Origin of the sequence: Sorangium aterium (genome assembly GCF_028368935.1) — a bacterium.
Taxonomy (GTDB): domain Bacteria; phylum Myxococcota_A; class Polyangia; order Polyangiales; family Polyangiaceae; genus Sorangium; species Sorangium atrum.
The window spans coordinates 269,238-290,635 of the sequence record NZ_JAQNDK010000004.1; the positions used below are offsets into that span (position 1 = coordinate 269,238).

At 67.3% G+C, this 21,398-nt stretch carries 13 protein-coding genes; 6 read left to right on the forward strand and 7 right to left on the reverse strand.

What is annotated here, in order from left to right:
- Positions 1 to 65: 65 nt before the first annotated feature.
- Positions 66 to 3,047 carry a penicillin acylase family protein gene (locus tag POL72_RS32365; RefSeq protein ID WP_272100418.1) on the reverse strand — a complete coding sequence of 994 codons (2,982 nt, stop codon included), beginning with the start codon at positions 3,045 to 3,047 and terminating at the stop codon, positions 66 to 68.
- A 577-nt stretch (positions 3,048 to 3,624) separates the two neighbouring features.
- On the opposite strand from POL72_RS32365, the gene POL72_RS32370 reads away from it, so the two are divergent.
- Complete coding sequence (locus POL72_RS32370) at positions 3,625 to 5,100, forward strand: hypothetical protein (protein WP_272100420.1); 1,476 nt, start codon at positions 3,625 to 3,627, stop codon at positions 5,098 to 5,100.
- Between the two features lie 35 nt (positions 5,101 to 5,135).
- Here the strand turns inward: POL72_RS32370 and POL72_RS32375 are convergent, their stop codons facing one another.
- Positions 5,136 to 6,227: an SDR family oxidoreductase gene (locus POL72_RS32375; RefSeq protein ID WP_272100422.1), complete on the reverse strand. Its 1,092-nt coding sequence runs from the start codon at positions 6,225 to 6,227 to the stop codon at positions 5,136 to 5,138.
- Positions 6,228 to 6,269: 42 nt separating this feature from the next.
- Here POL72_RS32375 and POL72_RS32380 point away from each other — a divergent pair, with 42 nt between their 5' ends.
- From POL72_RS32380 to POL72_RS32395, 4 genes are all read left to right on the forward strand, one after another.
- Entirely contained in the window at positions 6,270 to 7,241 is a 972-nt protein-coding gene (locus tag POL72_RS32380) for a LysR family transcriptional regulator (protein ID WP_272100425.1), read from the forward strand.
- Positions 7,242 to 7,834: 593 nt separating this feature from the next.
- On the forward strand, positions 7,835 to 8,275 hold the full coding sequence (locus POL72_RS32385) for a DUF4189 domain-containing protein (RefSeq protein ID WP_272100427.1): 441 nt from the start codon (positions 7,835 to 7,837) through the stop codon (positions 8,273 to 8,275).
- A 57-nt stretch (positions 8,276 to 8,332) separates the two neighbouring features.
- Positions 8,333 to 8,788 (forward strand): DUF1036 domain-containing protein, encoded by a 456-nt coding sequence (locus POL72_RS32390; RefSeq protein WP_272100429.1) that lies wholly within the window; start codon positions 8,333 to 8,335, stop codon positions 8,786 to 8,788.
- Between the two features lie 256 nt (positions 8,789 to 9,044).
- Entirely contained in the window at positions 9,045 to 12,140 is a 3,096-nt protein-coding gene (locus tag POL72_RS32395) for an outer membrane protein assembly factor BamB family protein (protein WP_272100431.1), read from the forward strand.
- A gap of 85 nt (positions 12,141 to 12,225) precedes the next feature.
- On the opposite strand, the gene POL72_RS32400 is transcribed toward POL72_RS32395, so the two are convergent.
- The 3 genes from POL72_RS32400 to POL72_RS32410 all read right to left on the reverse strand — a co-directional run bounded on the left by POL72_RS32400 (position 12,226) and on the right by POL72_RS32410 (position 16,841).
- Positions 12,226 to 13,338, reverse strand: coding sequence for a CE1 family esterase (locus POL72_RS32400; protein ID WP_272100433.1), 1,113 nt, complete (start codon positions 13,336 to 13,338; stop codon positions 12,226 to 12,228).
- A 2,130-nt stretch (positions 13,339 to 15,468) separates the two neighbouring features.
- Positions 15,469 to 15,894 (reverse strand): LLM class flavin-dependent oxidoreductase, encoded by a 426-nt coding sequence (locus tag POL72_RS52340; protein ID WP_506377477.1) that lies wholly within the window; start codon positions 15,892 to 15,894, stop codon positions 15,469 to 15,471.
- Between the two features lie 314 nt (positions 15,895 to 16,208).
- The gene (locus POL72_RS32410) at positions 16,209 to 16,841 is read right to left on the reverse strand and encodes a glutathione S-transferase family protein (RefSeq protein WP_272100437.1); all 633 of its coding nucleotides are present in this window, start codon (positions 16,839 to 16,841) and stop codon (positions 16,209 to 16,211) included.
- Between the two features lie 297 nt (positions 16,842 to 17,138).
- Between POL72_RS32410 and POL72_RS32415 the strand changes: the two genes are divergently transcribed.
- A complete protein-coding gene (locus tag POL72_RS32415) occupies positions 17,139 to 17,288 on the forward strand; it encodes a hypothetical protein (protein WP_272100439.1) in 150 nt (49 codons plus the stop codon).
- Between the two features lie 693 nt (positions 17,289 to 17,981).
- Here POL72_RS32415 and POL72_RS32420 read toward each other — a convergent pair.
- A complete protein-coding gene (locus POL72_RS32420) occupies positions 17,982 to 20,360 on the reverse strand; it encodes a beta-L-arabinofuranosidase domain-containing protein (protein WP_272100441.1) in 2,379 nt (792 codons plus the stop codon).
- A gap of 119 nt (positions 20,361 to 20,479) precedes the next feature.
- Entirely contained in the window at positions 20,480 to 20,665 is a 186-nt protein-coding gene (locus POL72_RS32425; protein WP_272100443.1) for a hypothetical protein, read from the reverse strand.
- Between the last annotated feature and the right edge of the window lie 733 nt (positions 20,666 to 21,398).

The window sequence follows — 21,398 nt, forward strand, 5'->3', positions numbered from 1 at the left end:
TCGCCTCGAAGCGCTGCCCTGAGAGCAGCCCGGACTTCCGGGGTGGGCCCCGGAGGACGCACCCGCTACGGCGCCTCGACCACCGTGCGCGACTCCTTCGCCTGGATCACGTCGGGGAGCAGGAACGGCACCAGGTGCGTCTGGTTCTTTCGCCAGAGCTCCGCCTGATCGCGGAAATGTGGGCTCTCGGCGTCCCATACATTGCCTCCGGGAATGGCGTTCCACGCCTTCGGCCCCGCCGGGTCGAGCTCCACGACGAGCCGTTGCGACGGGCCGTGGACGTACCGGAAATCCGGTGACTCGTCGAGCGCCCACGAGAGGCGGTAATCCGAGGAGTCCACCGCGAACTCGTCGCCGCCGCGCGGAAAGCCGCCGCTCCAGAGGGGATCGCTCGGCGGAGGGATGCTGAGGCTGCTGAAGAAGGGCACGAGCGCGTCGAGGGTGACCGTGTGAAAGGCGCCCCAGCGGGGCGCCGCAGCCCCGGAGCCGCCCTGTCGATCGAGCCAGGCGAGGGCGTCGAGCAGGGCGCGCAGCACGCGCTCATCCCTGGACTCGACCGCTGGCGTGCCCATGTCGTCCCACAGCGCGCTGTCCTGCACGGCCGGATCGAAGGTGGCGAGCTGCTCCCGATCGGCGGAGAACAGGTGGAGGAGCGCCTTCGCCGAGAGCTCCCGGGAGAACGACGAGAAGCCCATCTGGCCGAGCTCGTCGCCCAGCACCCGGCGCACCACCCGGACGAGCCAGAGGTTGAAGACCAAGGTCGCCTCCGAGGCGCGGGCGTCGAGCGCGCCGGGGCCATCGCCCTCGTCCACGAGCGGCATGGCGGTGTCGAGATCGATGCCGGCGGCCGCCTTGTAGTCCGCCTCCTTGCCCCAGCCGTCGAGGAGCGCCCGCAGGGCGGCGAGGCGCTGCGGGCCGTATGCGGCGTCCGCGACGATCGCGCTCAGATCGGGGTGAGTACCGGGCGTCGCGCGCTCCTCCTCGGCGCGGTCCATGGCGCGGAGCAGGTGAGGCACGAGCCTCGCGCCGAGCGCCGACTTGATGTCGCCCTGGATCGCCGCGCAATCCTCCGGCGACAGAGGTCCCTCGTGGGCGTCGATCCGCTCCTGGATGCGGCCCTCGCGAAACCCGATGTCGAAGCTGCAACCCAGGTACATGGGGGTACCGTCGGGGAGCGCGCCGTTCGATGGATCGTTGTCCAGGGAGTCCCCGATGGGGTCGTTGTTCGCCGTGGCGATGTATCCCGCCGGCGGGTTCTTTGCCCGGGGGATGAGGTGCTCGGGGAGCGTCCCGGTCCACTCCGCGGTCCCGTCGCCGGGGAGCACCATGCAGGGGAGGACGCCCGTATAGGTGGCCGCGTCCCAGGCGAACGCCTCAGGAGACCGCGTCGGGATCGCCGCGTGCGTCGTCCAGAGGATGTCGCCCGCTGTGTCGCCCATCACCCAGTTCTGCGCGCCGACGCTGAATTTCGAGAGCGACTCCTGCGCGTCATCGACCGAGCGAGCGCGCAGCAGGCCGAAGATGGCCTCCAGCTCCTTCGTCGGCCCGAGCCCCGTCCAGCGGACGCTGAGCGCCCCCACGGCCGGGTCCGGATCCACCACCGCGTGGTCGACGATGGTCGGCAGGAGCGGGCCGTGATGGGGCACGATCGGGACACGGTAGGTATAGGGCTCCCTGCCAGCGATCGCGATGACCTCCTCGACCGTCTGGAGGGGCACTGGATTGCCCTTGAAGAGCACGGCCTTGCCGTCGGGCGTGAGCTTCTCGGCATAGACATCGGTGACATCGTACATCGCGACCGTCGCTCCCCACCCGACGTGCTCGTTGTGGCCCAGGATGATCCCCGGAATCCCGGGGAAGGTGACGCCCCCGACGTGAACATCGCGGCTCGCGTCCTTGCCCTCGGGCGCGGTGACATGGATCGAGACGGCATACCAGACGGCCGGCGCGCTCAGCGACAGGTGGGGATCGCTGGCCACGAGCGCGTGCCCCGTCGCGCTCCGGCTCGCGTGGATGGCCCAGTTGTTCGAGCCGAAGCCCTCCGGGGCGACCTTGCTCCTGGCGCGCTGGACCGCGCTCAGGTAGCCGGTCAGCGACGAAATGAGCTTCGCGCGGCCCGGCGCGGCGCGGCCCGGTCGTCGCGCGCGAGGCGCTCTCTTCGCCGCCTTGTCCTCCGCCTTCTGCGCCTTCTCCCGCGCCGGGGAGGCGGGGTAGCCGCTGCTGGTCACCGCGGGCTCGGAGGGGGCGAACCTCAAAAAGTCCCGCTCGAAGCCGGCGCGCTTCTGCGCGAGCGGATCGGCGCTGCTCGACGCGAACGTCGTCCGGGCGGCGTCGAAGAGCTGTTGCATGGTGATGTCCAGCTCGGCGTCGAACGACAGGAGGTAGCTCTGGAAGCGGCTGATCACGAGCGAGTCGACGCCGCTCCAGTCGGTGAACGCCTTGGCGGGTATCCCCGTCGCGCCTTCGGGGAGGCGGATGTCCCCGGAGCGGATCTTCCTGAACACCTGGGTCACCCCGTCCGCGTACGCGTCGAGCATCTGGCGGAGCTCCCCCTCGGGGAGCGCGTCGTACTGGGCCCTGGCGATCCGACCGAGCCCGACATGGCGGAGAGCGATGTCCTGATCGATGGTGGTTGGATCGAGGTCGCCGAAGAGCTCTGCGAGCCTCCCCTCGGCGGTGCGCCGCAAGATCTCGAGCTGAAGCGCGCGGTCGCGCGCCGTCAGATACCCTTCGACGCGCATCGCGTCCACGAGGTTTTCGGCATAGATATGGGGCCTACCGTCCCTGTCCTGGACGACATCGACCGCAGAGAGCAGGCCGTCGATGGTGAGCCGCCCGTCGACGGGCAGATCCGGCCGATCGCCGAGTGGACCGAACGTCGCGGAGGGGGGCGGGCTGCCGTCGGGCGCGCCCGCGTCGGGCTCGCTGGGCGCGCCCGTGTCGGGCGCGCTGCTGCCGGGACCAGGGTCGTCCGAGCACCCGAGCATGCCCGTGAGCCCGGTGACCAAGGCGAGGACGCAGTGTGCCGAAGAGAATGACAGTCGCATGAACGCTCCTTGATAGGATGGAAGCGAGCCACCCCGGCGGTGTCGTCGCGCGACGCGGTGGCCGGAACAGCACGTCGTCAAGCGAGGTAGGGTTCGTAGCTCCTTTCGCGGCAGCATGGGCCAGGGCACGACCGGCAAGAGGGAGCGTGCCTTGGCGCCGTGTCTGGGCCAGCATGACACGCAGACGCCACCGCGGCCCGCGCCGGACCGCCCCCGCGCCGAGCTGTCTGAATCTTACCTTGGTCCCCCGGGTCGCCGAGGAGGCCAGCCGGCCCGAAGCGCTCGATCCCCACCAGCAGCGGAAAGAGGGCTCGATCCAGGGAGATGCCCGCCTCCGCGAGCAGCGCCTGATCGCGCTGCGGCTGATTCACGAGCGCGATCAGGTCGCCCGCGGCTCCGTGGAGCACGCGGAGCTTCTCTTTTGTGATCCGTGTATTTTGCACAAATTTCCTTGACGCTTCGGAGAAGGCGATTATATGCATGTTACACATATCTGAAACGCCGTCGAACAAAACGTGACTCCTTGCCAAGCGCCCGGACCCTCCGCTCGTGAAGGATCCGGCTGCCCGGAGGTCTCATGCCTGCTTCAATACGTTCGCGCTCCGTCGCCCGAGCCTCGCTGTGCGCCCTCGCCCTCACCCTGCCAGGCGTCGCCTCGTTCACCGGCTGCTCCGGGGGCGACGAGCCCACGGAGCCCCAGGTTACCGGGAGCAGCCCCACCTTCCACAAAGACGTCGAGCCCATCCTGCAGAGGAGCTGCATGGGCTGCCACTCCGCGGGCAATATCGCGCCCTTCAGCCTTACCGCGTACGACGACGCCAGGGCTGTCGCGGCGCTCATGGTCCAGACGACCAAGGCGGGCACGATGCCGCCCTTCGCCGTGCGTGACACGGACGAGTGCTCGACCCGTCACGCGTGGAAGGGCGACATCCGCCTCTCCGACGAGGAGATCAGCACGCTGGAGGCCTGGAGCAAGGCCGGCACCCCCAAGGGTGATCCGAAGGACGCGCCCGCCGCGTTCGCGCCGAAGAGCCCCGGCCTGCCGGGCATGACCCTCGAGGTTCATCCGAACGAGCCCTACGTCACCTCCGGTGAGCAGGACGAGTTCCGCTGCTTCATGATCGATCCCGGGCTCACCGAGGACCAGTACCTCAATGGTTTACAAATGGTGCCCGGCAACCACAAGGTCGTTCACCATGGGATAATCTCCATCGATCCGGAGGGGAAGTCTGCGAGCCTGGCGGGCCCCGACGGAAGCTTTCCGTGTGGCGCCGGCGAGGTCCCGAATGGCGTGGAGATTGGATCGCTCCAGATGCTCACAGCCTGGGCTCCCGGCGCCGACCCGGTCGATCTGCCCGAGGGGGTGGGTCAGCTGATCCCGAAGGGGTCGCTCCTCATGATGCAGATCCACTACCACCCCGCCGGCACGACGGCCGACCCGGACCTGACGCGCATCCAGCTCAGGCTCACCAAGGAGAAGCCGAAGTACGGCTTCCTGTACCACCTGATCGGCAACTTCGATGATCCGGTCGGCCAGCTTGGCTTCGGGCTGCTGCCGGGTCCGGGCGACAAGAACGGCGTCGAGTTCCTGATCCCCGCGGACAGCAAGAGCCACGTCGAGACGGAGCAGCTCACGATCCCGGCCCCGGACTCGCCCGCAGCGCAAGAGATGCCGTTCCCGCCGGGCACGCGCATCTATGGCGACTTTCTGCACATGCACTACCTGGGCTTCGACGAGAAGGTGACGGTCACGCGGGCGAACGGCTCACCCGATCAACCCAAGGAGGAGTGCCTGGCGCACGCGCCGAAGTGGGAGTTCTCCTGGCAGCGCTCGTATTCCTACGACGCGCCCATCGAGATGCTCCCGACGCTCGAGCCGGGCGATGTGCTCCAGATCCGGTGCACGTACAATAACTCGACGGAGAACCCGTACGTGGTCAAGGCGCTCAAGGAGGCGAATATGATCTCGACGATCGACGTGGCCTACGGCGAGGGGAGTACGTTCGACGAGATGTGCGTCGCCGGGCTCTCGCTCGTGTACCCGATGCCCTGAGTCGTCGCTGGCCATGGGGCGGCCCCGATCGCGGATCAGGCGACGGAGGACGCCGGCCGGCGGCCGGGCGCATTCCCGGGTGTGGCGCCGAAGCGCGTCGCCACCAGGTAGTCGCACCAGCGCTCCACGCTGGTGTGGATCGGCGGCATCACCAGACCGACCGCGCGGGCGTGGGCGTCGGCCGCGCTCGTGTCATACGCATCTTCGGCGAGGAACGACAGGCTCTCTCGCGTCACCCCGGTGAGCGCCTCCGGCAACAGGCGCACCAGGCCGAGGGGCAGCACCCACGCCGGGGGGCTGCGCCTCATGTGGGCGGCGATGCCGCGGACCAGCGCGGGCAGCCGCGGAGTCGCCTGGTCGAGGACGCAGAGGTCCTGTTCCGCGGTCTCCGGGCGCTCGGGCACGCTCGCCAGGAAGCGCGCCAGGTAGTCGACCGTCACCAGCGGCAGGAAGGTGCGCTCGCTGCCGACCAGGGCCGGCAGGCGGCCCCGCCAGAGCTGCTCGACCATCTCGCCGACGCCCGTGAGCTGCGTGGTCTCGCCGGTGCGCGAGTCGCCGATGACGCTGCTCGGATGCACGGCCGTCCAGCGCAGCCCGCGCTCGGCCGCGAAGCGGCGCACGGCGAGGAACGACTCGTGCTTCGACCCCTCGTACGCGCCGTGCTGGCGGTAGAGCCGGTCCCACGCTCGCTGCGTCAGCACGCTCTCCGCGCCAGGCCGGGCGCTCGCGTGCATCATGCGGTAGCCGCCGAGGTAGACGAAGCGCCGCAGGTGGGGCCGCCCGAGCGCCCACTCGGCCGCGCGCAGCGAGCCCTCGACATTGCAGCGTCGCGCCTCCTGCACGCCGAGCCCGAAGGCGAAGCGCGCCGCCAGGTGATAGACGTCGCGCACCTGCTCGAAGCGCTCCGACAGACCGAGCGACGCCGCCTCGACGTCGCCCTCGACCACCAGGAGCCGCCGCGAATCGCCGCCGTGCGCGTCGACGAACGCGGAAAGCTCGGCGGCCCGCTGCCGCGCCCGGCGCACCGGCGCTGCCACGGCCTTCGTCCGGGTCAGCTCGGCCAGCAGCCAGCGCCCGATGAATCCCGTACCCCCCGTCACCATGACCTCGGCGTCGCATGCTCTCATAGGCCGCCCAGCATGCGTCGCTGGACCCATGAGGAAAATGGGATGTATCTCATGCCAGGCATGAGCGAGATCGATATACGGAGCATCAACCTGAACCTCCTCCCCGCCCTCGATGCGCTGCTCGTCGAGGGCAGCGTCAGCGCCGCGGCGCGCCGCGCCCACGTCAGCCAGTCGGCGATGAGCCATTCCCTCGCGCGCCTGCGCGAGCTCTTCGGCGATCCCCTCCTCGTCCCCCTCGGCCGCGGTCTCACCCCCACGCCGCGCGCGCTCCAGCTCCGCGCGGCCCTGCCCGCCGCCTTCGAGCACCTCCGCCGCGCCCTCGCTTCCCCCGAGCCCTTCGATCCGCGCACCTCGGCGCGCACCTTCCGCGTCGCCACCGTCGACTACTTCGAGCTCACGACGCTGCCCGACGTGCTCGACCACCTGGGCGAACACGCCCCCTTCGTCCGCCTGGAGATCGAGCGCTTCTCCCCTGACGTCACCCCCGCGCTGGTCCGCGGCGACATCGATCTGGCCCTGTTCGGCGCCTCGCAGCCGGTGCCGGCCGCCGGCCTCCGCCGCGCCCCGCTCTACCAGGAACCCTTCGCCGTCATGGCCCGCAAAGGCCACCCGGCGATCAAGCGCCGCCTCGATCTCGACACCTATGTCGCCCTCGGCCACGTCCTCGTCAGCGTCGAGGGCCACCGCGACGGCGCCGTCGACCGCGCCCTGGCCCGCCTCGGCAAGACCAGGCGGGTGGCCCTGCGCCTGCCTCACTTCATGTCCGCGCCCCTCGCCGTGCGCAGCTCCGACCTCCTCTGCACGATCGCGAGCAGCGTCGCCCAGCGCGCCCGCGAGCTCTTCGGGCTTCGGGTGTTCGCGCCCCCCTTCGAGCTGCCCGCCGCCCAGGTCGTCGCCGTGTGGTCGCAGCGCCACGACGACGACCCGGCGCAGCGCTGGTTCCGCGACCTCTTCTTCTCGGGCCGCGCCCTCTCGCCGCGCCTGCGGGCGCTGGTCCGAAGGGGTGCGGCTTGATCCGGGGATGTCCGGCGGTGTCCCCATGAGGCAGCCGCGCCGTGTCACCCAGGCAAGACGCGGCGCGACACCTCCGGCTGTGCGTCCGCCGCGCCCCTTTGGGCGCCCCCGACCGCCCGGGAAGGCGGCGACTGCCTCATCATGCCGGGATCACCGCCTGGGAGGCGGGCATTCCAGGCGCCGCGGTGGTCGCGCATCCGCGCACATGCGCGGCCCCGCAAGACCGGCGAGGGGTCGACGCCCGTTGCCCGAGCATCTCGAGCCGGGGCTCCCCGCGCTCGAGGTCCAGGCGGTTGAAGATCGCGGGTCGAGAGGTTCGCCCTCGGAGTCGAATCAAGCACCTTCAGGCGGAGCGCGTGTCCCGCTCGGCGGCGCCGCCGCCCGCTCGAAATCGCTACTTTTCCTGGTCGTCGCTCGTCATCGACCGGAGCTTCTGTCAAGAGTTCCCCGCCAACGACCAGCAATCGACACAAACCACAAAAGTACGGATCCACCGATCCGCCTACAAAGACCAGCAGATCCAACGAGTTCACCGGGCTGTGTAGTATTGTCTGCGCCACGCTGGCATGTACGGTGCCTGAGACCGATCCATCGTGCGCGTCATTCAACCCAGTGTTCACTTTCTCTGCACCACCGCGGTGATCCTCGCTGTCTGGCCCGCGGCCGCGGCAAACGACTCCTTCGGCGCCATCGCCTACTCCACGACCAGCAACCGCGCCGCCACCGCCCAGTCCTGGAGGTCGAGCGATGAGGCCGGCCGGCTGGCCCTCGCCGATTGCAACCGCGGGTCGCCCGCGAAGGACTGCTTCATCGCAGCGGCCTTTCAGAACGCCTGCGGCGCGCTGGCCATCGACGACCATGGCACCTGGGGCGCCTGGTGGAAGAGCCAGAGCGAGCCCGGCGGCGCCGGTGTCTCCGCGGCGCTCGGGGTTGGTCGAAGCCGCGCGCGGGAGCAGTGCCGCCGCTACGCCGCGGGGCACGCCGCGGAATGCCGTGTGGTCGCCGAGCTCTGCGCCGTGGCCTTCCACCCCTGAACGGGGCGGCTTCGTGCCCATTCGGGACATCGACCCACGAGGAAGGACTCGATGATCATGAAAAGGCTCTTCATCACTGCGGCGCTCATCGGCCTCTCGACGGCGTACGCGTCGCCGGCGTTCGCCAACATCAAGTTCTGCAACCGCTCCGACCGGCCCGTCAATGCGGCGTTCGCCATGCGGATCAACCTGAGCTCCGCCCCCAATCCGTGGGTGACGCGCGGGTGGTGGTCCATCGCGCCCGGGCAGTGCAAGGTCGTATCCAGCGAACAGCTCTACGCTTCCACGGACTACGGTTACTTCGCCGAGCGCGCGGATGGGACGAAGCACTGGCCTGCCACCGGCGGGGACTTCCAGGTCAACATGCGCGGCCTGTGCGTGCAGGCAGGCCGGTTCGTGATCGTCGATTACGAAAGGTGGCCGGAATGCAAAGAGCCCCCGAGACGGCAGGTGACCTTCAAGTTGTTCTCGGTCGGTGAGAACTGGGAGAACTACATCGTGAACTTCGATTGACCGAATCGGTGTCCGCCGGACGAGCCGGCTCGGTCGGGCGCGGGGCGCGGACAAAGAGCAACTTGGGGTTGCTTTGTGATCGGGTCCTCGACCATTTCTAGAACAATGATCGCGTCGTTCGAGGCGTGGCGTGGCCACGAATCACGCGCGGGAGACGGCGCTGTGGCTGCGTCTCCTTATCCCTCGGCCCCCCGGACGCGCGTCGTCGCTCGCTCGCGGCATGAATGCGGCGTCTGCCTCGAGCATCAGAGGCGGCATGGCAAGACCGTTCGAGTCCATCGGTTCGACTTCCGGGCTTCACCGGCGTGCCTCCGCCGCCCTGCTCCTCGCCGCCTTCGGCCCCACGAATGAATGCGGTCCGAGCGCGCCCGGCAGCAGCAGCAGCAGCGGCGGCGCCGCGGGCGCCGGCGGGTACAGCTCCGCAAGCACAGGAGGCGGCGGCGGCTCCGCAAGCCACGGCGGCGGCGGCTCCGCTGCCACGGGCAGCGGCGGCTCCGCAGGCCACGGCGGCTCCGCTGCCACGGGCAGCGGCGGCTCCGCAGGCCACGGCGGCGGCGGCTCCGCTGCCACGGGCAGCGGCGGCTCCGCAGGCCACGGCGGCGGCGACGAGAGCACCTCGACCGGGAGCGGCGGCTCGCCGGCAACATGCGTGCCGGGATCCATCGTCGCGTGCTACTCCGGCCCCGAGGGGACCAACGGCGTCGGACGCTGTACGGCCGGGACGCAGACCTGTCGTCCTGACGGCTTCGGCTACGGGCCCTGCACGGGTGAGATCACCCCTGCTGCGGAGGTCTGCGCCACGCCCCAGGACGAGAGCTGCGACGGCGACGCCCATTGCCCGCAACCGGCCGCCTGGGCGCGCGGGTTCGGCATCGAGCCCACCGATCCCACATCGACAATCGCCGTCGACGCCATGGGGAATTACTACATCCTCGGCGCCTTCGAAGGAACGGTCGACTTCGGCGCCGGCCCTCTGACCAGCGCCGGTGGCAGCGACATCTTCCTCCTCAAGCTCGACCCCTCGGGCGCGCCGCTCTGGAGCAAGCGCTTCGGCACCCCCTTGCGCGAGACAGGAGATGCCCTGGCCATCGACGGAAACGGCAACGTCCTGCTCGCCGGCAACTACGAGGACGACTTCTCTGGCATTGGCATGGACCTCGGCTTCGGCGGGTGCGCCCTGCCGGCTCCGCCCGATCGTTCCGCGCAATTCGTGGCCAAGCTCGACCCCGACGGCAATCACATCTGGAGCGATGGATTCAGCTTCTGGCCTTCGCATCCTACCTGGGCGACGAAGGTGGCCATCGATGCTCTCGGCGACGCGTACCTCGCCATCGGGTTGGAGGACGCGACAGCGGTGGTGAAGCTGGACGCGATGGGCAATGTCCTCTGGAGGCGTAGCACTCCGGGCAGCCCGAGCTTCCACATGAACCTCGCGCTCGACAGCGCCGGCAACGTGGTGACAGTGAATGACGCAGGTATCGATGGCAACTACCTTGTCCTTTACACGTACGTCTCAAAGCTCTCTCCGGACGGAGATTTGCTCTGGTCCCGGAGATTGGACGACTACGACTTCCGTGGCAAGGTGGCGGTCAACTCGGCGGGCGAGATCCTCGTGTTGGCCGAGGGGGTTCTCATCAAGCTGGATCAGGACGGCGAGGAGGTGTTCACCCAGCCCGTCCGCCACACCGGCAACATCGCGATCGACCCCGCGGACAACATCTTCCTCGGCGGGGGTGGGCTCACGATGCTCGACCCGAGCGGCACCGAGCTCTGGACGCGCGATTTCGCGGCCTCTGTAGCGAACATAGCCATCTCCCCGAACGGCGCGGTCGCCGTCACCGGCGTTGTGAGTGGCCCTGTGGACTTCGGGACCGGCCCGATCGAGTATACAGAAGGCTGGGATATCTATGTTGCCACATTCAATCCGCCGGCGAGCGGCGACAGCGGCGAGGGAGGAGGCAGCGACGGCGGCGGCGGAGACCCGTCCGAGACGTGCGCGCCGGGCTCGGTCATCGCGTGCTACTCCGGCCCTGCCGGGACCAGGGGCGTCGGACCCTGCGCTGCGGGGACGCAGACCTGCCGGCCCAACGGCCTTGGCTTCGGCGCCTGCGTGGGCGAGGTGACGCCCGCCGAGGAGCTCTGCTCCACGCCGGAGGACGAGAACTGCGACGGCGACCCCCATTGTCCCATGCTGTCGTGGGCGCGCGGGTTCGGCAGCACCGGCGCCGACCAGGGCCTGAACATCGCGAGCGATGCCGCAGGCAACTACTATGTCGCCGGCACCTTCACAGGAACCGTCGACTTCGGCGCGGGCCCTCTGACCTCCCCGCCCGGAAGCCACTTCCTGCTCAAGCTCGATCCATCGGGCGCGCCGCTCTGGAGTGAACGCCTGCCCAGCGGCCACCCGCTCGTCATGGCCGTCGATGGCGACGGCGACCTCCTGCTCGCCGGCACATACTCGGGTGGCGTCGCTAGGGTGTTGAACCAGTGCCTCCCCCCCTTCGAGCCGGACTACAATACCGTAGGCTTCGTGGCCAAGCTCGACCGCGATGGCAAGGCCATCTGGAGTCAAGCGCCCATCTACACGTCGGACGCGCTCGACAGCTACAGCGTTCCCGAGCGTATCGCCGTCGATGCGCTCGGCAACACCTACCTGGTCTACGCCGACCTTTGGGCGAACGGTGCCTATCTGTTAAAGCTGAGCCCTGGCGGCGATGTCCTCTGGAAACACAGGATCACGCCCCCTCCCGACGAGGAGCACTATTTCACTACCCTGGAATACCACGCCGATCTCGCGATCGACAGCGCGGGCAACGCGCTGACCGTGACCGCACCGCAGGCCGACGCAGGGTATCTCACGGTCAGCAAGTTCGACCCGACCGGCGCCGTGCTCTGGAGCCGCCCGTTCGCGCCGGATCCGTCGATCCCCCCTGGCGGCGCGTGGAAGGCGGACTGGTCGGTGGCCGTCAATGCGGCTGACGAGGTCTTCGTGGCCGGCACCACGGACGGGACCGTCGATCTCGGCGGCGGCGTGCTGCCCGCCGGCCCCGTGCTCCTCAAGCTGGACGCCGCGGGTGCCCACGTGTTCAGCGACTCGATCCCCTTCGGCGACGCGCTCGCGCTCGACTCCGCTGGTAACATCGTCGTCGCCGGAGACGGGCTCGCCAAGCTCGACCCGAGCGGCGCCGAGCTCTGGACCCTCGGCTTCGGCGCCAGCGCACATGGCATCACGATCTCGCCGAGCGGCGTGATCGCCCTCACAGGGGCTGCGAGCGCGGCGGTCGACTTCGGGACCGGCCCCATCCACCACGCCGGCGGCTCCGACATCTTCGTCGCGACGTTCAATCCCTGAAACCCAAGGGGGAAGGGCGCCATGTCGGCGCCGCGAGCGCGGCGCTACGCGCGGGCGAGGGTCCCGTCCGCGCCGAGGACGTCGGTCAGAACTGCTTGAAGAACTTCCACGACTCGATGGGAATCCAGTTGGGATTGCCGTCGATGTTCGTGTGCCCGCCGCCGAAGGTGCACACCCGCGTCGGATGTTCCGGATCGCAATCCTGGAAATCGAAGCAGCTGTACGCGCCGTTTGAAGTCGGGATGTTGTTCGGGATCGTGCAGCCGTTGTCTTCGGCTTTTTCGAGGGCGATGAACTTGGACCCTTTCTTTTGACCTTCGTTGTTCACCCAGGGGCAAGTCCCGTCGCTCATGCCCGTCGTGTGCATCCAAGCAATGGGCTTATGTGTCTTTTCAGGCAACCAGATGTTGTAGTTGGCCGGGGCGATGCCCACGGCCGCACGGATCTCCGCTTGATGGTTCGTCGACAGCGAATAGGTGATCATCCCTCCGAAGCTGAAGCCGGTCGCGAACACGCGCGTCGTGTCGTAGCAGACACTTTCATTCATGAGCGCCATGATGTCGTCGAACAGCGCGTGGTCCTTCTCTTGCCACGTTGCACCGTCCGAGGAGGGGGCCACGAAGATGGCTTGCTCGCCGTCGGCCTCCAGCTGCGGTTTGAGAAAGTAGAAGTCTTGCCCCTTGACGTCTTGGTAGCGGCTGCCGATCCAATGCGAGGTGTAGAACAGCCGGTAGGGCTTGTTCATGTCGTAGTTGCGGGGCATATCGACGTAGTACACGCGATTTTGGCCCGAACTCGAGATCGTATACTCCTTGCTCGTCAGCGTGGTTGCCTTGCCGCACCCCGCGCTCCGCACAGGCGCGTTCCCCAGGGGAATGGCTCCTTCGGGCCAGCCGCCCGTGCCGGTACCGCCGCTGCCGGTCGGCTCAGCCCCGCCACTCCCGCCGCTGTTGTCACCGCCAGTCCCGGCCGCGGTGGTGCCGCTGGAGGTCGCAACGCCGCTGCCGCTCGTGCTGCTGCTCGTGCTGCCGCTAGAGGTCGCAACGCCGCTGCCGCTCGTGCTACTGACGGAACCGGTCGCCGTCGCTCCGCCCCCTCCGTCGTTGTTCGAGTCGGACTCGGCGGGGGCGCACGAAATCGCGACCCAACTCGCAAGGGTGACACAAAAGGCGAGTCGGCTGAACGTTTGAACTTGCATCACAGGTCTCCTACGTGCCGGAATCAGGTGAAAGGGAAACAAAACGTTTCGAGCGTACCAAGGGCGACTCGCCACACTCACCTCAGGTGACAGAGCGTTCCTTACGGGATCCGCCTCCCTGGATTGGATCGCTCTTGGCAAAACGTCGATCACCATCGATCAGCAATCGCTTCCGCGACGACCCAGCGAACAGGATCGGTGTAAAAATCGATCAAATGGATCAGATTGACGAAGAGCTCGGTACTCAGGAGGACCCGAGCAGACCGAAACAAAAGGATGACCCTCGACTGGAATGTGAACGCTCACATTGCCGGTGTCAATTCCAATCGACCGGCCCTCGGGGATCTTCGGGCCCGTGGCAGGACATGGCTGGCAGGGCTCCTTCGGAGCGCCGCGTTAAGAGGGGTGGGCGCCGGACTGCCCGACCACAATCGTACTGCCAGCGTGTCATGTTGCCGCGGCCGATGCGGAAACCGTGCCGCCATGGTCACTGAGCCCCGGAACATCGTCCGCTTCCTCTGCGCGCTCGGCGAGCCGACCGATGTTCCAGCACGCTCCCCCAGCGTCCACGCGGCGACCACCGTACTGGAAAAGCACCGTTGTGCGCCGCAAGGCGCTCGGTGACGCCGTATAGCGTCTCGCGACGCGCCTCCCGGGGCTCGCCCTACCACGGATCAGCCCGCCCTTGCGCTCCGAGGCGCCCGATGGTGCGGCGACCTTGCAGGAAAGCTCCAGTCTTACAGGGTGAGAGACGCTCGAATCTCCCGGTATCGGTTCCGCTCAGGGTTGCATCGGTACTGAATATTTCCTGCGTGACTGCGTGCTTCTGCTGCGTTCGCCGTCCTCGCGGTCATCGGCTGCTCCACGCGGCCGCAAACCCTACGAGACGACGTCGCTTCGCTCACCTTGGCCCTCGACCCGCCGCGATTGGAGCCACGTGGCCGACGCCAACAGCTGCCTGTTCATGCAGGGCGGGGCCTACGACGAGGCGCACGATCGGGTGGTGGTGCTCAGCGGTCTCGCGGCCGACCACGTCGACGCCGACCGCTCGCGGAGCACGAGCACGCGTCGCCGTGGTCGTCGGGCGCCACGTACACGCTCGCGGGGGCGCGCGCGGGCCGCCGACGTCGTTGCCGCCGCCGCTGCCACGGTTGCCGGCGCCGCCGTTGCCCCACCATCCGATGCGAGACGGCACATCGATGCCTCGACAGCGCTACATGCAACTGCACCATGCCCCTGCTTCCTGGCGCGGCTCGCTACTGGCCACCGCCGGAGTGCGCCCATGCATGCAGGCAAGAATCTCAGTTCATAAGGCTTCAATCATGGCCGCAACGTAAAGAACGTGTTCCCAGCCAACGTGCGAAATCTCGCGAATCTGGGCCCTGGACTTCCAGTCCCTGCGGCTCTCCACCCGAACAAGCCTGTTGAACTTGGGTCCCGGATGGCGACCCGCAACCGAGCCACATCAATTGCATTCTGTATAAAATTTCGAAAATCCGACTGCATTCGATCGTTGTCGTTGTTCGCGATATTGACCATCTGCTGCAGCCGACGACGAACCCCCTGATCGTGGTTCGGATAATCGGAGAACCCATCAAACTGATTGGCGGCGCGAATGATGTCGATCAAATTTCTCGCCCCGGGCGCCCCGAACTGAGAAGGATCGCTCGCCAATCGATTCTCCAGAACCCGTTGCATCCACCCCATACTGTCCAATGTGTCTGCTGCCAGGTAGTCTGCGTGGGAAGGACCGCGGGCCTCCGACATCAACAGTCTGGCGACAGCTCCAGCTTCAGTGGCAGGATCCGGCAATTCTATCGCAACGTCGACCACAACCCTTAGTGTCGCCTGGATTCCGGACCGTGTCTCCGCAGTCACCGTTACAGGGCCGCTACCTGATGTTGTAGCAAGGGCTTTGAGGTAAAACGAAAAATTGCCAACGGCGCGTATGCGAGGTGTGCCGTCGACGCTAATTACATCAGGATCACTGCTCGTTATTCTGGGAACACCATCCGGGCGTGGAACATCGGCGATCCCGAGGCTGGCCGAAGAGTTCCCTTCGGTGCTCGATATGTGAATCGTCACAGCCGTAACATCTGTTCCATGTCGCCGAAAACGCATATATCACCTTCATATAGCGCAAGGCTCAAATCGACGCTTTGCGTCTGCATCACTCTCCAGACCTGTGCAAGGCCAGGGGCTCGCCGGAAACATGACCGTCCGTAGCGCAAGCGCCCGATCAACGCCAGCGTGATCGTCGGCGCAGCGCCGGTTCCCTCTCCCCCTTCGCGACGAAGGGGGGAAGCTCGAGCGCCGCGTCGGGAGGTGGACGAGCTCGCCCTCGAAGGAGGCGAACTCGTCGCTCCACAGCGCCCGGCGGCGGCGGAAGTCGACGCCGTGGTTAATCGCCTCGTCCTCGTTCCAGCCGACGCCGATGCCGAAGCCGAAGCGACCGCCCGAGACGAGATCGAGCGTGGCGACCTCCTTCGCCGTGACGATCGGGTCGCGCCGGGCGACGAGGCAGATGCCGGTGCCGAGGCGGATGCGCGAGGTCACGGCGGCCGCCGCCGAGAGCGCGACGAAGGGATCGAGCGTGCGCCTGTAGTCGTCGGGGAGCTCGCCACCGGCGGTGAGGCGTGCGTCGGCTCACCGGGATGTGGGCGTGCTCGGGGAGGTAGAGCGAGTCGAAGCCGCGCGCCTCCAGGGCGCGCGCCAGCTCTACGATGCCTATACCGCGATCGATGACGAAGTGGGTAATGCCGCAGCGGATAGGCTCTCTTGCCACGTCGCCGTAGCGCACAGCGCAGGAAGAGGACGCGGCGCTCCTACGGCGCTCGCCGAGGCGCTCCGCTTCAATCCTTCAGGGCGCTCTAAGCCCCAGGCATCTTGAGGCCGCGCTCGTCCATCACGGCTTTGTTGCGCGCCTCGCTCTTCGCGTACGCCGGGCGGGCTTTGACCCGCTCGGCGTATCCGGTGAAGCTCGGGCGCGGCTCGAGCATCTTGAAGTCGAGCATGTACGCGATGGTGCCGCCGAAGATGACGTCGGCCATCGAGAACTCCTTGCCGAGGACGAAGTCACGGCCAGCGATGGCCGATTCCATCGTCGCGAGCATGTCGTCGTAGTTGCCCCAACCGGCGGAGCCGGCGCGGAACTCCCAGTTGCCGGCCTTGGCCATCGAGCCGGGCTCGATGACCGAGGGGGCGAAGAGCGACCAGCGAAAATAAGCGCCGCGCGCCGCGTCGTCGAGCTTCGGCGCGAGGCGGCCCGGGGCATAGCGATCCGCGAGATAGAGGCCGATCGCCGCGGATTCGGTGACGACGGTGCCGCCGTCGACGAGCAAGGGCAGCTTGCCCATCGGATTGAGCTTCGTGACGTCCTCCTTCTTCTGGTCGCCGGCCATGATGTCGACGAACTTGAGCTCGTACTCGACGCCGACTTCCTCGAGCATCCACACAGTGTTGGCGGCGCGCGAAAACGGGTGGTGGTAAAGAACGATGGCCATGGTGGTGTCTCTTTCTCCGTTCGTTTCCGCCGGTCGGTCGGCGGCGCGGCGGAGGCTACCAGAAGCCCACCCCGTTGGGCGCGGCGCCAGGTGCGGCAGATCTGAAATCCTCTGCCCGCCGCGTTCATGGCTCCCGCCTCGGCGCGTGGCGACCTCGACCGCTACCCGGCGATGATCACCGGCTCGATCCGCGGCCACACGGACGAGAGCGCGCAGGCGCCGCGTCGGCGCCTCCAAAGCTCGTCCAGCGGGCCGGGCACGCGGGCCTGCGCAAGCTCTGGGCTTGGGGAGCTCGCCGTGACCGAGCCGTCGCTTCGGGCGGCCGTGATCGCCTCGCTCGCCAGCACCCTGAGCCACGCCGTCGCCCTCGGGGATGAGGTGGCTGCCCGGATCGTTCACGAAGCGATCGGCCGGCTGCTCGGGCTGCCGGTGGCGCCGGAGGGGTGAGCAAGCTTGGGCCGAACGTCGAGCCCGCCGCTCGCGTCGACTCGCTGCCGGAGCCTTGCCGCTCGCCAGTGCCCGCAGGCTCTCCTGGGATCGCCCGCGCGCTGCGGTCGCGTGCCGAGCTCATCCATGGTCCCGATGAGAGGCTTGACCATCACCTGCTCGGTGATCGGGATCATCGGTGTGGACAGCTCCGCTAGCCGTCTGCTCCACCCGGATGATCTCCTCCTGCAACGCTGCGCGGCTCTGCGTTCTCGCGCGCCGACATATCGAGCGCGAGCCGGGTGCTCGGCGAGCGCCTCCGCCGCCGCGGCAGCGAGCGCCGCGGCCCGCCGCCCCCCGGCCCGCCGCTCCGCCATGGGCGATAGCCCGGCGGGTTGTCGAAATTCGCGGCGAAAACGCGCCCTCACCGCCTCCCGGGCCAGACCAACGCCCGGACGGACACGTGTGCGCACGGCACGCCGATGCGCCCCGTAGCGCGCTCGGCGCCGCCCGGACCACGCTCTTTCGACCCAGGACCGAGCCATCACGACGCTCGCGGTCCCACCCGTTCGGTTTGCTGCGCGACACTTCTTCGCGCTGCGCTCCGGCTTCTTTTACCTAGGCGCCCACGAGGGACACGGACGACGGGACTGCCCCTCAGGCGCCCCAGGCCCCACATGCGGCTCTCGCCGCGGCGCGGCCAGATGTGGAGGCTTATCGCGCACCAGAGCTCCGCGACCCCTGCGGCGCCTCACGACGTCTCCCCCGGCGCCACGCGACCAGGCCAAGGCCGAGCAGCGCGGCGAAGTCCCAGCGTTCCGACGAATCACGACCGACACTGCAGGAACAACCCGAACTGCCCTGGTCCGTGGTGCCACCATCCGCGCCCCCCGATCCACCGGAGCTGCCCTCGGACGGGCCGCCAGTCGCACCGCTGCCGGTCGAGCCGCTGCCGGTCGAGCCGCTGCCGGTCGAGCTGCTGCCGGTCGAGCTGCTGGCGGTCGAGCTGCTGGCGGTCGAACCGCTGCCAGCCGATCCGACGCTATCCGAAGACGAGACGCTATCGCACAGCGTGCCAGCTCCAGGAGGGGGCGAGCATTCGCCGGTGTCCGGGATGTTTTGGCCCGCCGTCCCCGTGAGACGGAAGTAGATGCCGTACCTGTCTGCGTACCGCTGATAGTGCGGAGTGAACGTCAACGTGCTATTGGAATCTGTGTTCCGCAGCGTGAATTCCGCCTTGCCCGGGGTTTGAACCAAGTTGTTCTCGATGTCGGCGATCCACTCGTTGATCGTGATGCCGTTGTTGATGCCGATGGTGTCTTTGATGACGACACCAGCCGGAATGGTAGCCTTCTCGGATGCCCACTGGGGCTCCGACAGCATCCTCTCCGTCCCGAGGCCGGCGCTCAAGACGACCGGTCCGTAGACGAACGCCACCGCGTTGGGGTTGTCGGGGAGCCTCGACACCTTCACCTCCATTGGCAGCGTGAGCTCCACCTTGTCTCCGGGCTTCCAGGTGCGACCTACCGTGAGGTAGCCGTTCGCCTCCGTCGCGTCGCATGCCTGACCGTTGACCGTGATCGTCACGGGCTGGCACCGAGCAACCCAGGAGGGCTTTCTGAAGTTGATCGTGACCGCATCGGCCGGGGCAGCGGTAATCTCGAAAACCGCCTTGTCGGAGAGCGGGAAATTCGAGGTCTGTTTCAACGACAGACCCCGCGCGGACCAGGACAACGTCGAGCTGAGGAACATGTTGACGTACAGATCCGTGTCGTCATGGAAGTACAAGCTGTCATTGAGCTTGGTGTAGTTCTCCATGCCGGTTCCGTTGCAGCACCAGAAAGTGTCCTCCGGTTTGCCGAACACCTTGAAGTACCCTGTTCCCATCGGCTTGAAGTAGGTCGTCATTCCGTTCGTCGGATTGACGGCAGACATGATTTCGTTGAGATGGGTCTGCTCGTAGTAGTCGGCGTACTTGACGTCCCCCGTGGCTTTGAAGAGCCCTCTCGAGAGCTTCAGCATGTTGTACGCGTTGCACGTCTCGTTGTTGACATTGTCCCGTTGCGCGTCCAGCTTCCCGGGCTCGTGAAAGTGCTCGAGCTGGCTATTCCCACCGGTGACATAGGTGTGATCCCTCAGCACGATGGTCCAGAACTTTTCTGCCGCGGAGTAGTAGAAGTTCTCCGCTTCGCCCAGCGTCCGATAGCGGTTCAGGGCGCCGATGAACTTGGGGATCTGCGTATTGGCGTGCTTGCCTGGCAGGATGTTGTTGCCTTGAGAAATCGGAGTGAAGAGCGAGTCCTCGTCGAAGATGTGGGCTGCCGCCAGGTGATTGGCTTTGTTCGTCAGCCTGTACAGATCGTACAGGCAGTCGTTCATGCCGCCGTACTCGACGCCCAGGACCTTCCTTCGAAGGTCCGCGTTCCAGGTTGAGCTGCGATTGTACGTCCAGTCCCCCAGCTTGCTCGCGATTTCGAGGGCTGTCGCATTTCCTTCGAACTTGTAGACGTCGATGAGGCCCGCGATGATCTTGTGCATCGTGTACCATGGCGCCCAGCTGGAGCCGCTGGCCTTCCCCTCGACGACGTCGAAGTGCGTCTCCGGCGACGCGAACAGGTATCCTTTGGGACTCGCGTCTTGAAATGATTTCAACTGGCTGATCGTGTAGTCGATCTTCTGCGCGATGGCGGCGCTTCGCTCCGCGTCGGAGCCGTTCAGCTGTTTGTACGCTTGCGCCATGGCGGACATGTAGTGGCCTATCGTGTGCCCGCGCAGAAGGCTCCAGCCACCCTCCCACCCGCCGTAGAGAGTGAGGCCGGGCGAATTCCCAGGGTCCTTTCCTTGCGACACCGCCTTGAAGCCCGCCAGAAGTCGGTTGGGGTCGAGGCTCATGATGTACGCGATCTCTTTCGAAGAGATGTTCTGGTAGTACGCGTCGGTCACGCTCACCTCGTCCAGCTCGAACTCCTGCAGCTTCTCGACGGGGTCCGCGGCGGACGCCACCCCTGGAGCGAGGGCTCCAAACAGGAGCGAAACAGTCAACGCGGTGACGCCCGAGAGCGAGCGCCGGTACTGCAGGATTCTCTTGCTCATGATAGATCCTTTCAGATCTCGGATGCGTTGTATCCAGGAAGCTCAAAACGAGACCGCGCCGCGCCACACAGCGACGAGGTCTCCTCTTTGTCCACTCAGCAGCCGTCGCACCATCGCGATCAAGCGCTGCTCAGACCGCTCTTCGGAGTTGGTGAATCAACCATGTGATCGATGCCGATGGGCTGCGTGCTGACGAGGAACGCCGCGCCGCGGGCGAAGAACGTGCCCGCGAGCGTCACCAGGAACGGGGGCAAAGGAAACCGATGGATCAGGTGCCCCGTCATCGCGCAGAACGAGACAGACACCGCGAGGCGTCGTGATCCGGCCACGTCGCCAGCACAGCCGGATCTTTGAAGAATCATCTCCGGTGAACAGCACTCGAGATGTCACGACAGCCGCCGAACAAGCGCGGTATGCCGTGTTCTCTGGTGGAGCCCCCTCGGCCCGATGCCAATCCCCATCGTTCAGCGATCGCTTCCGCGACGACCGAGCGAACAGAGCTGGTGCAAAAAATCGTTCAGACGACGAATGCCTCGGTACGCATGGCGACCCGAGCAAGTCGCAGCAACAGGGATACCCTTCGGCGGGAATGTGAACGATCACATGGCTACCGTCAATGCCAAACGACGGGTCTGTAAGTGCCTCGATCCCGAGGGATCAGGAGGCTGGCGGGCTCCTCCGGAGCGCCGCGGCTAGAGGCAATGCCGGTCAGTTGAGCGCTTCGCGGACCGGTGGCGCCGAGTAATTTCGCGCACTTGCGCGGGCGCCGGCCGCCAGCGGCCGCCTTGACTGACCGGTATTGCGGCTAGAGGGGCGGGCGCCTTACCGAGATCATCGCCGGCCCCATCGACGAGCTCGAAGCCGATCGGCGCATCGGCGGCTGGCGCGCGGCGCGGCGCGTGGCGACCGCATCGCCAGCTCGAGGTCGCGCCGCCGCGCGCCGGTGTTGCGGCGCTGCGGCGCCTGCGTGACCGCGGCCCGATGCCCGTCCTTCTCGACGCGGCGCTCCGGGAGGAGACCTGTAGCCCTCGGAGCGCG

What these genes read in the sequence shown, in the direction of transcription:
- POL72_RS32365 (WP_272100418.1), bottom strand. Translation starts at nt 3,047, where the DNA reads ATGCGACTGTCATTCTCTTCGGCACACTGCGTCCTCGCCTTGGTCACC.
- POL72_RS32395 (WP_272100431.1), top strand. Translation starts at nt 9,045, where the DNA reads ATGGCAAGACCGTTCGAGTCCATCGGTTCGACTTCCGGGCTTCACCGG.
- POL72_RS32375 (WP_272100422.1), bottom strand. Translation starts at nt 6,227, where the DNA reads ATGAGAGCATGCGACGCCGAGGTCATGGTGACGGGGGGTACGGGATTC.
- POL72_RS32380 (WP_272100425.1), top strand. Translation starts at nt 6,270, where the DNA reads ATGTATCTCATGCCAGGCATGAGCGAGATCGATATACGGAGCATCAAC.
- POL72_RS32420 (WP_272100441.1), bottom strand. Translation starts at nt 20,360, where the DNA reads ATGAGCAAGAGAATCCTGCAGTACCGGCGCTCGCTCTCGGGCGTCACC.
- POL72_RS32410 (WP_272100437.1), bottom strand. Translation starts at nt 16,841, where the DNA reads ATGGCCATCGTTCTTTACCACCACCCGTTTTCGCGCGCCGCCAACACT.
- POL72_RS32370 (WP_272100420.1), top strand. Translation starts at nt 3,625, where the DNA reads ATGCCTGCTTCAATACGTTCGCGCTCCGTCGCCCGAGCCTCGCTGTGC.
- POL72_RS32400 (WP_272100433.1), bottom strand. Translation starts at nt 13,338, where the DNA reads ATGCAAGTTCAAACGTTCAGCCGACTCGCCTTTTGTGTCACCCTTGCG.
- POL72_RS32390 (WP_272100429.1), top strand. Translation starts at nt 8,333, where the DNA reads ATGAAAAGGCTCTTCATCACTGCGGCGCTCATCGGCCTCTCGACGGCG.